This window comes from Microbulbifer sp. MLAF003, assembly GCF_030012965.1.
Classification (GTDB): Bacteria; Pseudomonadota; Gammaproteobacteria; order Pseudomonadales; family Cellvibrionaceae; genus Microbulbifer; species Microbulbifer variabilis.
This window is the reverse complement of the sequence record NZ_CP120232.1, coordinates 2800868-2814392: the sequence shown is the minus strand read 5'-3', so window position 1 is coordinate 2814392 and position 13525 is coordinate 2800868. Positions and strand designations below refer to the sequence as shown.

General features: G+C 46.8%; 13 protein-coding genes. 5 read left to right on the top strand and 8 right to left on the bottom strand.

Annotated features, from left to right (window positions below; all coding sequences use genetic code 11):
• Positions 1-119 precede the first annotated feature (119 nt).
• The 4 genes from P3339_RS13425 (at position 120) to P3339_RS13410 (ending at position 3388) form a co-directional block, all read left to right on the top strand.
• Entirely contained in the window at positions 120-995 is an 876-nt protein-coding gene (locus P3339_RS13425) for a patatin-like phospholipase family protein (protein ID WP_282950802.1), read from the top strand.
• A gap of 2 nt (positions 996-997) precedes the next feature.
• Positions 998-1948, top strand: coding sequence for a patatin-like phospholipase family protein (locus P3339_RS13420; protein WP_282950801.1), 951 nt, complete (start codon positions 998-1000; stop codon positions 1946-1948).
• A gap of 146 nt (positions 1949-2094) precedes the next feature.
• A complete protein-coding gene (locus P3339_RS13415; RefSeq protein ID WP_282950800.1) occupies positions 2095-2970 on the top strand; it encodes a patatin-like phospholipase family protein in 876 nt (291 codons plus the stop codon).
• Entirely contained in the window at positions 2954-3388 is a 435-nt protein-coding gene (locus tag P3339_RS13410) for a nuclear transport factor 2 family protein (protein ID WP_282950799.1), read from the top strand. Before P3339_RS13415 ends, P3339_RS13410 begins: the two co-directional genes overlap by 17 nt.
• A 78-nt stretch (positions 3389-3466) precedes the next feature.
• Here P3339_RS13410 and P3339_RS13405 read toward each other — a convergent pair whose 3' ends face one another.
• From P3339_RS13405 to P3339_RS13385, 5 genes are all read right to left on the bottom strand, one after another.
• Positions 3467-4477 carry an endo alpha-1,4 polygalactosaminidase gene (locus tag P3339_RS13405; protein WP_282950798.1) on the bottom strand — a complete coding sequence of 337 codons (1011 nt, stop codon included), beginning with the start codon at positions 4475-4477 and terminating at the stop codon, positions 3467-3469.
• Between the two features lie 213 nt (positions 4478-4690).
• Positions 4691-5902 (bottom strand): ATP-dependent helicase C-terminal domain-containing protein, encoded by a 1212-nt coding sequence (locus P3339_RS13400; RefSeq protein WP_353056930.1) that lies wholly within the window; start codon positions 5900-5902, stop codon positions 4691-4693.
• Positions 5903-5946: 44 nt separating this feature from the next.
• Complete coding sequence (locus P3339_RS13395) at positions 5947-6957, bottom strand: helicase-related protein (RefSeq protein ID WP_282950797.1); 1011 nt, start codon at positions 6955-6957, stop codon at positions 5947-5949.
• Positions 6906-7250, bottom strand: a complete 345-nt coding sequence (locus tag P3339_RS13390; RefSeq protein WP_282950796.1) for a DEAD/DEAH box helicase — start codon at positions 7248-7250, stop codon at positions 6906-6908. The genes P3339_RS13395 and P3339_RS13390 overlap by 52 nt, the downstream gene beginning before the upstream one ends.
• Positions 7251-7674: 424 nt before the next feature.
• The gene (locus P3339_RS13385) at positions 7675-8922 is read right to left on the bottom strand and encodes an MFS transporter (protein WP_282950795.1); all 1248 of its coding nucleotides are present in this window, start codon (positions 8920-8922) and stop codon (positions 7675-7677) included.
• 358 nt (positions 8923-9280) lie between these two features.
• Here P3339_RS13385 and P3339_RS13380 point away from each other — a divergent pair, with 358 nt between their 5' ends.
• Positions 9281-9742 carry a cupin domain-containing protein gene (locus P3339_RS13380; RefSeq protein WP_282950794.1) on the top strand — a complete coding sequence of 154 codons (462 nt, stop codon included), beginning with the start codon at positions 9281-9283 and terminating at the stop codon, positions 9740-9742.
• Positions 9743-9882: 140 nt separating this feature from the next.
• On the opposite strand, the gene pcp is transcribed toward P3339_RS13380, so the two are convergent.
• From pcp to P3339_RS13365, 3 genes are all read right to left on the bottom strand, one after another.
• The gene (gene pcp, locus P3339_RS13375) at positions 9883-10551 is read right to left on the bottom strand and encodes a pyroglutamyl-peptidase I (RefSeq protein WP_282950793.1); all 669 of its coding nucleotides are present in this window, start codon (positions 10549-10551) and stop codon (positions 9883-9885) included.
• Positions 10552-10657: 106 nt separating this feature from the next.
• Complete coding sequence (locus tag P3339_RS13370; RefSeq protein WP_020415144.1) at positions 10658-11077, bottom strand: ester cyclase; 420 nt, start codon at positions 11075-11077, stop codon at positions 10658-10660.
• A gap of 1396 nt (positions 11078-12473) precedes the next feature.
• Positions 12474-12938, bottom strand: a complete 465-nt coding sequence (locus P3339_RS13365; protein WP_020415145.1) for a hypothetical protein — start codon at positions 12936-12938, stop codon at positions 12474-12476.
• Between the last annotated feature and the right edge of the window lie 587 nt (positions 12939-13525).

Genomic DNA, 13525 nt, shown 5'->3' with positions numbered 1-13525 from the left:
TGTGACTGCGGATCGCATTTGGCAGATAAGTATTGAAAAGGGGAATTGTCAGTACTTGGTTTGGAAAAGTAGTGATTTAGAGGCTTAGGAAGAGCCGTAAAGTTTAAAGGACGTACTCCATGTTTGATCAAGTGGTTTTTGCCGGTGGCGGTGGTCGTTGCATCTGGCAGATTGGCTTTTGGGAGTCGATCGTTGATGAAGTCCAGTTATCACCGAGAGTAGTGAGTGCAGTATCAGCAGGGGGACTTGTTGCCGGGCTGCTACTGATCAACCGTGGGCAGGATGCGGTGCAATACGTTCGCTCTGTATTCAGTGACAATCGTAAAAACGCTTACTGGAAAAATTTATTTCGTGATGAAGCGGTATTTCCCCAATACGCTATCTGTCGCAATGGGATTCGAGAGCTGTTTGATAATGGCCTGGAAGACTTGAGAACGGTAGCGGAATTGCGTCTCGCAGTTACCCGTCCACCGGCGTGGATGGTTGGTCCATTGGCACTGACCCTTGGCGCCGTAATTTATTACACAGATAAAGGTTTCCCGCGCAGCCTGCATTCCACTTCCGCCACGCGCCTGGGATTTAGGCAGACGTTTTATCGCGCCCAGGATTGCTCTGATATGGATGAGTTTGAGCACTTGATTCTCAGCTCATCCTGTACCCCTCCGTTTACGCCGCGTCTGCAGTTGAATGGGGCTGAAATACTGGATGGTGGCGTAGTGGACAATGTGCCAGTTGCCGGATTGGATGCTGGGCAGGGCAGGGTTCTGATACTCCTGACAAATAGATTTCCAGGTTATCCAGACAGCTTTACCCAACGCCAGGGTGTGCAGCTGTGGACCTATGTGCAACCTTCCAGGGTTTTACCGATCAAGGTCTGGGACTTCACCAACCCTGAGGCCGTTACCGCGACTCTGAATATTGGACGCGCCGATGGTAGGGCGTTGCTGACTCAGCTCAAATCGATTGCCCCTGAAACGAGAGTGCAGGCTTTGTAAGCGTGTTCAACCAGGTAGTCTTTGGTGGGGGTGGCGGACGCTGCTGTTGGCAGGTTGGTTTTTGGCAGGCTATCGAGGATGAGATTAACCTGGCACCACAAGTAGTCAGTGCAGTATCTGCCGGCGCACTTATGGCTAGCTTGGTATTAATGGGGCGTGGTCAGGAAGCGGAAGATTACTTCCTATCTGTAACCCAACAGAATCAGAGGAATGTGTACTGGAGTAACCTGCTGCGTAAGCCACCAGTTTTTCCCCATTATGAGATATACCGGCGTGGTGTCCGCGAGCTATTTGACGGAGGTTTCGACAAGTTATGCGCTGCTACCGACTTAAGGGTGGCAGTGACGTTACGGCCTCGCTGGATGCCCCCAGTCTGTGCCCTGGCGGCGGGCGGCACCCTCTACTACATCAACAAATACCTGCTGCGCAGCTTGCACCCCAAGCTGCCATCCAGGCTTGGCTTTCGACAGGTGTTCTACCGGGTGAGGGACTGTGCGAATGAGGCAGAACTTGAACACCTCATTCTCAGTTCCTCGTGTACTCCGCCGATTACCCCAAGGCTACGGATGGATGGTGCGCAAGTGCTGGACGGGGGCGTGGTGGACAATGCTCCAATTGATGGCTTGGAAGCTTATAAAGGGTTGGTGCTGATACTACCGACCCGCCGCTACCCACGTTTGCCCCACTGGTTCAGCCGGCGTGTCCAAGGGCAAACATGGGTTTATGTGCAGCCCTCTCGCCGGCTTCCCATTAAGTCCTGGGATTTCACCAACCCTGAGGCATTGACAGAAATATTTGAGATTGGCCGGGTCGATGGCAGGGCATTTCTTGCCGAAATAGTGGCCAAGGGGGGCGATTTGGATTTGGCAATTAATGGACTTGCCACAGGAATACCATTGTCATTTATGCCCAGCATGATTGAGCGTATTGGGCAGGCCCATTGGTTGCGCTAAGCTGCTGATTCTATTAGCTTATGCAATTAGTTGCATATGGGTATGTGTGGCGGTTGCCTGCTGTAGTTACTCGATTATTGCAGGCAGGCTAAAAGGAATATGGGCTTGGAGTTGATCAAAAGCCCAGTGCAGAAGGTAAAGGATTTATGTTTGATCAGGTGGTTTTTGCTGGCGGTGGCGGGCGCTGTACATGGCAGATTGGTTTCTGGGAGTCAGTTGCCGGTGAAATAGGTCTTGTCCCGAAGACTGTGACTGCGGTGTCCGCCGGAGGCCTTATGGCGAGCCTAATCTTGATGGGGCGCACAGAAGAAGCCCGGGAGCACTTCTGGTCGGCATTTGCTGCCAATGATAAGAATGCTTATTGGGGCAACTTATTTAAAAAGGAATCAGTATTTCCCCAGTATGGAATCTATCGCAATGCCATGTGGGAGCTATTCCGCGAGGGCATGAGCACACTTAAAACTACAGCGGAGCTACGTATTGCAGTAACCCATCCGCCACGGTTGCTCTCAGGGGGAATGGCATTGGGTGTTGGAGCCCTGGCTTACTATGCCGACAAGCACTTGTTGCGGAGCTTGCACCCTAAGGTTGCTCTGGGGCTTGGGTTTAAGCAGGGATTTTATAAGGCGCAGGACTGCACAAGTGTGGAAGAGCTGGCGGAGTTGATCCTTTGTTCCTCTTGTACACCGCCTTTTACTCCACAAATGCGATTGCGCGGTGCGACGGTGCTTGATGGCGGAGTGGTAGACAATATACCGGTAGCGGGACTGGATCAGGAAGAGGGTCGAGTATTGATTCTGCTGAGTCGCCGTTATTCCCGTTACCCGGACAGATTTACCCGGCGACAGGGAGATCAACTGTGGACCTACGTGCAGCCCTCACAACCACCTTTTATCAGAGTTTGGGATTACACGAATCCCGAGCTGGCGCAAAAGACTTACGAGCTCGGCTTTGCCGATGGCCGGGATTTTTTACACAAGCACAAGCTTGAACGGGAGATAGTTGATGAACAATTCCAATAATTCGATAACGGAGTCAATCGCCTTGTGGCATGAGATGGTAGAAGCGCGAGACTTCACCAGGCTCCCTACTATTGTTGCAGATGATGCGATTTTTCGCTCTCCGGCTTTCTTCAAGCCCTACCACAGCTCAGCGGCGGTTTGCCTTATTCTCAATACTGTGATGCAAGTGTTTGAGAGCTTTGAATACGACCGCAGCTTTACCACTGAGTCCGGCCGTGACCTGGCCCTGGAATTCAAGGCTTCTATTGGTGAAAAAAGCCTCAAAGGCTTGGATATCATTCGCTTTGATGAGAGCGGTAAGATTGTAGAGTTTGAGGTGATGATTCGCCCACTCAACGCCCTGCAAAAGCTGGCGGAGGAGATGTCAGGGCGCCTTTCCCAATATGTGACACAGTACAAAGATAGCCAGCTGGCTTAATACTCGTCCTTATGGCACAAGCACCTGGCAATCAATCTGGGCTCTGTGCCCAGTTGCCTGCCAGGAGTGAGCGATGATTTAATTTCCTTCCTCGGTATCTAGGGAGTCGAAATAATCATATACGTCGATACCATCCATATAGGCGCCGTCGAAACCTGCATCCACAATTTTGTAAATATAGGAGTCATTGTTACCGTAAATGATATTCTGCCAGCCCTCCTTCCAGTACTCTACATAGTAGTTTCCTGATTCCCCTGGTACTTCTTCCAGTAGCCAGCTGGGTGGGTTGGTGGGCCATGAGGGGTCCCAGTAATAACGGCTATCCTGGGCTTCACCAATATTTATATAGGCAATTAGCAGCCTGCGCCCCCCATTATTTTTAACCTTGAGCTGCTCAATTTGCTCTTCAGTGTATTCTTCGCCATTAAAGAAAAAGTCGATAACTAGCAGGTCGTAATCGGTTTCGGATAACTTGTCGACGAATTCCTGGCGTGTGGAAGAGATCCGTGGATTGGTGATATTAAGGAAATTTTTGACATTCTCCAGCTCATCAATGTTGTTACTGTTTACATTGAAGGGCTCTTCAGGGTAGGGCGGAATATCGTCCAGGTCCGTATCGTCAGCGACGAAGGAGACGTAGCCGGCTTCTTCATTCTCTTGATTGGATTCGTCAATATTGCGCTCGGTATAGGCGAAATCGGTCACAAGGATTTCGCGGCCTTTATCCTTGGCTAAGTTGAGATAGTCCTGCAAGCGAGCGCTTTCGGCGCTGCTGGTGGGTTGGTCTACATCACCATTTTGCCCAAAGAAGACCGCTTCCTGGGCGATGCCATCGGTAGAGTTTACATAGGCGTTATCTACTGGGCCATTGGTCTTGGTATTGGTGGTGATCAGTTCAATACCATTTTGCGGGACAATAATAAAGTCGTCCCGGTTAATACCCTTGGCATAGTCACTAATATCTTCTACCAGATATCGCATCTCTTGATCGTAATCCACGTAGACAGGGATTACGAAGTCGGGAAGGTCGTCAAAGCTACAACCGAGAAGAAGAAATGGGCTAAGAAGGAAGGGAAGCGTCCGGTGCAAAATTCATCTCCGAAGACGTTTATTAGTGAGGTAAGGTTGTCTTGCTAATTTTTACCTATTGGCAGGGAAATGAAGACTAAGTTCCATTGAGTTTAACATTTTCCACTGACCAATCACATGCAGGCACAGATTGACAATGGGCGACTCTGCTGCTGTGTGGAAGTGCTGGATCTAAAATCCTAGCTGATCAAGCCTGAATATTGGCTTAATGGCTCACTGCGCATCCATTCTTTTCTTGGTTTTGCTAGTTGCTATTGCTGTGAGGGGATCGTCTGGCCAATAGTGCTTTTGGTACTTGATACGTAACTCTTTCTTTACCTCTTGATAGGTGTTGGCCCAGAAGTTGGCGAGATCGCGGGTTATTTGGACCGGACGTTTTGCCGGTGACAGCAGGTGGATCATCAAGGGGAATCGGCCGTCCAAAATAGTAGGCGTTTGTGCCATGCCAAATAATTCCTGCAAGCGCACAGCCAATACCGGGGGTGATCCTTCATAGTTGATTTGAATGCGCGACCCGCTGGGCACCGTGAAATGGCTGGGTGCCAATTCTTCCAGCCGCTTTTGGTGTGGCCAGGTTAGTTGACCGAGTAAAATGGTAAACAGGTTCAGTTGTTTGAGTTGCTCTAACTTATTAAAGCCCTGGAGATGGGGTAGTAACCAGTCTTCAAGGTGAGCTAAAAGCGCTGCATCGCTCCAGTCGGGTAGGGGAGTGTCGCTCAGAAGATCTGGCCCCAGCTCACACTGGCGTAGAAACTCCACCCGACTGCGTAATTGAGAAGCATCTTTGCCCCAAGGAAGTAGTGCCAAGCCTTTCTTTCTAATGGCACCCAGAAGAGCGCAACTCAGCAAGCCTTCGGGAACATCCCTGGCCGTTTGTTGCTTTAGTACCAAGCTTCCTAAAGTGATACGAGTCACTGCCTCCGCACGTCCGGAAGACTCATTCCAGTCAACACTTGTCTGCTGTTTTATCAGATCGTCAAAGCAACCTCTAAGAGAGGTTTCCGAAATAGGTGCGGCCAACTGGATTCGGGCATCACGTCCTTTCCCATCGAGTTCCGCAATTACAAGATAATCGCAAAGGGCCAGTGCATCATCAGTGAAATGTGCCCCCCTGCCATTGGCGAGCAGGAAGCGCCTACTGCCATCTCGGCGGCTTATGGCGATTCTATCTGGATAGGAGAGCCCCAAGAGGACGCCAGCGTGGTCGACACTATCAATTGATAGTGTGCTCACCGGTTGGTTGGACGTGAGTTTATCCAGCTGAGTGCGCCAGGCCCGTGACTGCTGCCGAATTCTCTGGATAGCCCCTTGATCCACTTCTCGACCTTTGGACCGTTCCTGTAGGACCTCAATGCGCTTGCTTATATCCCTGTCCCAGCGGGCCTCACCGCGGAAGATATCCCGTTCGGATAGAAGAGCTGCCATCAGGCAGGCCTGCTGTCGCAATCCCCATTTAAAACTGTGGATCATCATATGGGCAAGACGGGGATGGCAGCCGAGGGATAGCAGGGTGCTGCCGTGGCGAGTAATGCGCAGTTTACTGTCGAGTGCTCCCAACTGCTGGAGTAACTCTTGAGCCTGTGCCATAGGTCCAGGAGGAGGGGGTCCAGCCATAGGAGCTCTTCAGCATCAGTAACTCCCCACTGGGCCAGCTCCAAAGCAACTGGAGCCAAATCACTGCGAAGTATCTCTGGAGTATTCTTCGTACTCAGGGCGTTCTGACGCTCTTTGCTCCATAAGCGCAGGCAGTGACCTGCACTGAGGCGGCCGGCACGACCACTACGTTGAATAGCCGATGCCTGAGATATACGGCTGGTGATCAAGCGATTCATCCCGGTGTTGGGGTCAAAGCGCGATTCACGCATTAATCCCGAATCCACCACGCTATGAACCCCCTCGATTGTCAGGCTTGTCTCGGCAACATTAGTGGCCAATACAATTTTACGCATGCCGGGTTTTGCTGGTGCAATGGCTTGATCTTGTTGTTCCCTGGTCAGGTCACCATATAGCGGAACTATTATGATATCGCTGAACTTGTGGGGTTCCTCAGCGAAGCGCTCTCCCAGCGTTGCTTCGATCTGTCGTATTTCCCCCACACCGGGCAGGAACGCTAGCAGGCTGCCAGTATCATTACTGATGCATTCCAGAATTTTGCGGGTCATCAGCTGGGGAAGTTGACGTTCATCTTCCAGTTCTTCACGCCTATCGAGGTATTCAACACTGACGGGGTAGCTTCTTCCCTCACTGGCCACCACTGGTGCCTGACCCAGAATTTCAGCGACAGCATCGGTCTCTAGGGTTGCGGACATTACGAGCAACTTAAGGTCTTCCCGCAGATACTCCTGGGATTGTAGGCACAGTGCCAGTGACAGATCCGCTTGTAAGCTTCGCTCGTGAAACTCATCAAAGATCACCAAGGCAGTTTTGCTTAGCTCAGGATCAGATTGCAGAAGACGGGTAAGAATGCCTTCGGTAACCACCAGAATACGGGTTCGCCCGCTGGTTCTGCGCTCCCCCGTACCTGGTATCCCACTGTTTCACCGGCCTTTTCACCAAGCTGGGAAGCCATTCGGGCAGCTGCTGTGCGTGCAGCAAGTCTGCGGGGCTCCAACATGATGATGTTCTTACCCCTCAGCCAGACACTATCCAGTAGAGCCAAAGGGACAACGGTAGTTTTACCTGCACCTGGTGGCGCTTGCAGCACCACATTGCTGTGTGTTTCCAGTGCTTCAAGTAACTCTGGTAGGACGGAATGTATAGGTAACTCTGGCATAGCAGAGAATTATAGTGGATTCAGGATTAAGAAGGTATGGGGTTTCTTCGCTTGTGCAAAGGGCTAGTTTTCTACGATAGAGTGTTAATTGCTGCTGAAGGCTACAAATAGGGTTCATCTTTATACAGAAATTGGGTTGTATTTTTAAAAAGTAAGCTTGCAAGGATTCCGATAAAGGATAGGCAAAGAAAAGCAATCATTACCGCGTGAAACCCGGAATGAAAAGATGTTTGACCCCATTCCAACACTTGAGAGTGTACCGAAGGATCAGGAAAGAGCTTTGTTATTTTTTTCAGAGGTTGTGCACCCGTTATAAAAGGAAGTATTTCCAGAGTGCTTACTTTGTGCTCGTTGGAGAGAGCTTCTTTTGAGATTTTCGAGAAAGTTCTAACACTTGCAGCGCTTAGTATTGCTCCTGTAAATGCTATTCCTGCAGCATACCAAAGGTATGTATTAGAGATGAACAATCCGTAGGCCGCACCCTTCTCTTTTTTGGTGCGCATTGAACCGCTGCAAGGTTAGTTGAAGAATACATTATTCCGGTAGTAATTCCCATAAAAACCATTCCGAGTATTAAGTAATACCAGGATAGTTTGTCGGGCATCAAAGTTAGTGATAGGACACCAGTTAAGCAGGTAAATTGTGCGATAACAATAGGGGGGATAGGGTTGAATCTATTGTTAAATATCCCTGTTAAGATTGAAGAGAAGCATAAGAAAATTGTCATTGTCAAAATAATAAGCCCTACTTTGGCGGCGTCGTACCCAAGTATGTTTTCCAGGTATAAAGGTAAAATAAACAAGAAAGATCCAAATATCATTTGGAAGCATGCTCGAGTTATAAGTAACCCCAGGAATAGCTTGTTGTGTAGCAGTTCTAAGTTGATCAATGGTTGAGGAATAGTTCGCTGCCAAAGAAGTACAGAAGTTAGAATTCCTATAGATGTTACGATGGGTAGAATAAATTGAAGACTTCTGATTCCTGTGTGAGGCACGATATTGAGTGAAAATAATATCAAAAGATACGCAATCAGAATTAGAAACCCCGACTGATAGTGGACATTGACCTCCTTATTTTGAGTGTCTCTTATTGCAAATAAATGAATGATGATAAGGCACAATAAGCAAACAGGAATGTTTATTAAGAAAGCCCATCGCCAACCCAGATGGGTAACAATAAATCCACCTAAAATAGGGCCTATTGATTGAGCGGCAGCGGTGAATATTACCAGTAGTCCTACGACTAAACCCCGTTCAGATTTGGGGAAATGGCTTTCAGCTAGAACAAAGATCATGCCGAAGGAGGCCGCCATGCCTGATCCCTGTATGAATCTTCCTATTATTATGGTTCCTAGGTTTGGGGCTGAACTTGCAATCAATGATCCGACGAGGAAAATGGTTATGCCAAGCATGAGCGTAATTTTATGCCCAAATCGATCTCCAAATTTTCCGGTGGTGATAATTAATCCCCCCATGGCTATTAGATAGATATTATTGATCCATTGCAGTTGATATATTTTTGCAGAGAAATTACGCCCTATTGTAGGGATGGCGAGGTTGATCACGGTGACATCGATATTAACGATCATTAGAGCCAGACCGAGGCCTCCGAGCACCCACCATCGATGTGGATATGGAGCGTTTTTTGAGGGATGTTCCTTTTCGTTGCTCATGTTGTCCGATCAACCATATTTATTGAAAGTTTTTTTGGGAAGGTCTTCGCTGAATAGAAGAAGTAAGATAAGTAGTTCAATAAAGGTCTAGATACTATTATGCCTTCTATATAAGTTAGTGATTTAATCTATTGTCTAAAGGTGGAGATACACAAGATTTAGGTATAGAGAGTCAAAATATAGCATTGCTGTAGTGCAAAGTTATCAGCTAGTGCTTAAGTTATCTATAGTGATACGTGACAGTTATCAATGGTATATACGCTAGTCTATTTTTCCTCTTGCCAACTTGAGAGTGTGGCATATAGGGGAAAATAGCCCCTATCATTAAGTTGGGTCAGGACTCTTAATGGAAAAGGATATGGGGCTAAATATACGACGCGTAGTGACAGGACACGATAGTGCCGGCAAGCCTGTCGTGGTTCTGGATGATAGGGGTGAACATACTGCCAGTTGGCGTCCTCATATGGAGCAGCAACAGTTCTGGACAACAGCCGATCTGCCCGTTGAGATTGACTCGACAAATAGCGATAAAGGGGCTCGTAGGGCTGGTACTACTATTGCGGGTGGCTCCATCTTCAAAGTGGTTGAATTTGGCCCAGGTGTAACGCCTCGTATTCATCGTACAGATAGTATTGACTATGCCGTAGTCCTCTCTGGGGAGATTGACATGGCTCTGGGAGAGGATAGAGAAGTTCATCTGGTTGCTGGAGATATACTGATACAGCGCGCGACCATCCATAATTGGATTAATCGAGGGACTGAGCCTTGCCGTATTGCGTTTGTGTTAATCAGTGCTAATGGGAACTCGGCAATTGGTTAATATGAATTATTTGGTTGGTCTGTAAATCTCGAATTTCATAAAATGTTTACAGGCCGATATTGTACGTCTGTAAATGTACTGGAAGGTAAAGAGCCTAATTTACCGGCGTAACCAGTGATAAATAGTCGATATAATGGACTCTATATCTGGAACCTGGATGGAATAGGCTCATTGATATCATTAGGGTGAATGAGCGCTGCTTCTATCCCCGCATGTACGCCGAGTGCGGCTGTCTCCCTGGACATACTTGGAGTGCCAAGATTTTCAGGTAATGCCGCCACGTGAGGTAATTGTGGGAGGTGAATCCAACCGGCACGTATATCTAACTGATTTATGGCAATATAATGTAGTACACCGTACATTAAATGGTTACAACAAAAGGTGGCTGCAGTATCTGAGATATCTGCGGGGACGCCCACGCCACGCATAGCCTTAACCATGGCCCTTAAAGGTAGGGTGCTGCGGTAGGCTACGGGACCGTCGGGTATGGTTGGCTCACCCTGCATTTCTACACCGCGGTTATCCTTTAGGTTATATCGGGTAGAATCATTAAAATTTTGTGCGATTCGTTCCACTGTTATTTCTGCACGACCGCCATACTCACCCAGCATCACCACTAACTGAGGTTGTAACTCTTTTATTGCAACAGTAACAATCTCAATACTTTCAAAAAAATTATTGGGCACTAAGATTCCAGAAATTTCAGCTTCCCCTACATAGGTTCCATCTAAAACACGCATGACTGATTCTGCTGGATTTATGGGGGTGTGCCCAAAAGCTTCGAAGCCGGAAACAATAATTTTTTTCATATTTGGTAGTTCCGCCGAAATTTGCTTTCGGGCAATTGGTTGCTGACAAAGATAAAATTTATAGGCTTAAATTTACATTGGGAATTGTTTGCCCAGACCACGAAATTTAGTCTGTGAGGCCCAGTTGTTCCAGGAAGGAATACTTATCCCAGTCAACCCAACTTTCCACCATTTTGTCTTTTTCGTATAGATCAGTGTGAATACCAGTCCAGGTGGTAGTTTTTCCTGTCGGTTCGTACTGCATAAATTTACCAGTATGCTTTGCTGTCATTCGCCAACGTGTGCAAACATAGTCGCCCTCGGCCACTTGAAGTAGGATTTCCATCTTTACATCTGAAAATCCTTTATGGAATTCGGTGACAAGTTCCTGCCATTCTTTAAGTGACTTGCATGAGGTTGCACTTCCTGCATCAGGCATCTGGTGGTTCTTGTAGTTGGGCGAGAGATAGCTAGTGGCTTTATGAGGTGTGTTATCTCCCCACTGCTGGAGAAGACTCTTTGACGTTTCTTTATGATTGGCAGTCATATAATCCTCGGATGATTTGTTAGTCGGTACTGTGCCATGGCAGAAATCCAAGCATAGTGTAGGGCGTGAAATTTTATAGAAAGTAGTAGCGCACTATGCCTTTTATTAAGAGACTTTTGTGACAAGTCAGGATGAGGCGTTCAACTGTTACTTAAGGTCTCTAATTTTGTTCAACAATTTTTGATATTTGGTGGAAGGCATAGTAATTCTTGTGCCATTAGATATGAAATTTGATTAATACCATGGATTTAAGTTGTGCCAATCATTGATATGTTTGTCAAAGACTGGAATGATTAAATTGGATCTTTAAGCTCCTAAGTGGATATATTTTTTAATTCTTGTAAAAGCTATCGAAATCATGATGTGTGGTTGATTTCTCCATAACCCTCTATATAAAGACTACATAAAGCCTGGGTGAGAGACGAATTTATTGGGGTTGTTATTTGAATCAATCCCTGGGAAAAATTCCTTGTAAAAATTTCCATAGTACGCCCAGCTTGCGTGAAGTAGCCTTCCTTTTGCTGATATACACCAAATAATGGCCGGCTCGCTTGTATCCATTGTGGCAGGATTTCAACTAGAAGACATCGATGTGATGTCATTGTTTTCCAGGTAATCGCATAAGCTAGCGATGCCTGATTCGGCCAGGGTAGCTTGGTATAGGGGGAAATAGTTATTGGCTATGTAATAGTGGGCATATTGATTGTTATTTCCTGATTATTGCTCGATAAATTCCAATGAGCAGGGCTTTTATCAAAGCTAAAGGCAAGCAAAACCGTTTAGTTCTTTCGGACTCCGGGATATACCCGATTGATGTATATTTTCTAGTGATGCAACTAAGCGCCGGTGATGCTTACCCAACTTTTGTGCATATAGAGAAGAGTTAACGGATGTTGCTTTGATGCGTATTGCCAGGTTAAAGCCTTCTCCAATGATATCTCTTAACTGGTTATCGAGAAACAGCTCCAATCGATTAAGGGGGTGAGCTATAAGTTTTGGAAACTGTGGAGCGTGCCAAAATTGTCCGAGTGTTGTAGGTGCGCTTAAGGGAATAAGCCCAGCTGGTCCACTGTCACGATTGGCGATACGATCTTCAATTTCTTGGAAATCAGTCAATAGTTGACTAAGGCTAGATTCGAAAATTTACCGGATTTGGAGATAGTACTGGTAGAGGTACGGGAGACAGCACGGGCTTCTTACTATAACTGGGTAGCTCTAGAGGCTGAATACTGATAGTCGTTGGCACTAGTGATAAAACATGAAATCTATTAACGACACTGCCATAGTCCATCGATTATTAATCCTGCAGGAACAAAGATACCCTAGTTAGAAAGTAAAATAAGAAAGGGGCCCGAGGGCCCCTTAAGGGTTTGTTCTTTGTGCATATAGCACTTTGCTAATAGCGCAGATTGCTAATGCACTGGTTATATTCGCGGATATACACTTTACCACCGATACGAGGATTGGCATTTGCTTTGTCCGCTGCCGCGTTCATACAACCTTCTACTTGATCGCGAGTCAGGCCATAGTAACGAGGCGTAGAGTCGCGCCAATAGTAGCTAGGCTGAGAACCACGCCAGTAGTAGCGAGGCTGAGAACCACGCCAGTAGTAGCGAGGCTGGGAACCGCGCCAATACATATTTCTAGGTTGCTCATATTGACGGATACGAGTCGGAGGTTGTACTGGGTAAAAATAACGACCCTGTTCATTAAAGGCATAGAAAGTATTGCCGCTTTGATAGTAAGTTTTACCAAGTATTTGCACCGGTGATGCGCCTGCTGGCAGCTGTGCCAGACGCTCTTGCGCATAACTGAAACCGGCAAGAGAGAGTAGTAATATCATTGAAAGTACATAACGCATAACGTTTTCTCCTTCTCCCAACTTGGCAACAAGTCTACTCGAACATGTGTGCAGTCCCAACGTGCTGTTTGAGAAGTTTCATTTTTTTGTAGATTTTTTTTGTTATTTCAGGCAAAGCTTTTTTGAGTTCCCTTGTGCTGTTTATTTCGATAACTGGCAGCAGCCTCAAATAATATTCCAGACCATGAATCGACTATAGAACTTGAGTCTCGATTTATGTCAGTTTGTACGGTTGACCATGACTTTATACGTAATGCTTTTGCTTTAAAATGGGGCTAAATTGAATGATATTTGCGATGACTGGTTCGTCATATTATTTATAAATATTTTGGAGCCATTCCGGATACCTTGATAGAGAGTAAGTGCCAAAAATGCGTAAAGCTAGGGGATTAAGAGGCCTTTTAATTCGAGTAGATGTGGTTGGGGCTGCAGTTCCAAGCTTTGGGTTGCATTGGCTAGGATGGATCCTTCACTGAATGAGCCTAGTAGAAGGCTCTTTTGTTGCAGGCTCATCAGGTGATTTTTTTAATTGATATGAAATTATCTCGATGCGTTATTTTTTCAAAAATAATAAGCGTCTAGCGTGA

Bases quoted from the DNA above. Each gene is read 5' to 3' on its own strand.
- P3339_RS13385 (WP_282950795.1), bottom strand. From the start codon at position 8,922: ATGAGCAACGAAAAGGAACATCCCTCAAAAAACGCTCCATATCCACAT.
- P3339_RS13415 (WP_282950800.1), top strand. From the start codon at position 2,095: ATGTTTGATCAGGTGGTTTTTGCTGGCGGTGGCGGGCGCTGTACATGG.
- P3339_RS13365 (WP_020415145.1), bottom strand. From the start codon at position 12,938: ATGCGTTATGTACTTTCAATGATATTACTACTCTCTCTTGCCGGTTTC.
- pcp (WP_282950793.1), bottom strand. From the start codon at position 10,551: ATGAAAAAAATTATTGTTTCCGGCTTCGAAGCTTTTGGGCACACCCCC.
- P3339_RS13380 (WP_282950794.1), top strand. From the start codon at position 9,281: ATGGGGCTAAATATACGACGCGTAGTGACAGGACACGATAGTGCCGGC.
- P3339_RS13400 (WP_353056930.1), bottom strand. From the start codon at position 5,902: ATGGCAGCTCTTCTATCCGAACGGGATATCTTCCGCGGTGAGGCCCGC.
- P3339_RS13390 (WP_282950796.1), bottom strand. From the start codon at position 7,250: ATGCCAGAGTTACCTATACATTCCGTCCTACCAGAGTTACTTGAAGCA.
- P3339_RS13410 (WP_282950799.1), top strand. From the start codon at position 2,954: ATGAACAATTCCAATAATTCGATAACGGAGTCAATCGCCTTGTGGCAT.
- P3339_RS13425 (WP_282950802.1), top strand. From the start codon at position 120: ATGTTTGATCAAGTGGTTTTTGCCGGTGGCGGTGGTCGTTGCATCTGG.
- P3339_RS13370 (WP_020415144.1), bottom strand. From the start codon at position 11,077: ATGACTGCCAATCATAAAGAAACGTCAAAGAGTCTTCTCCAGCAGTGG.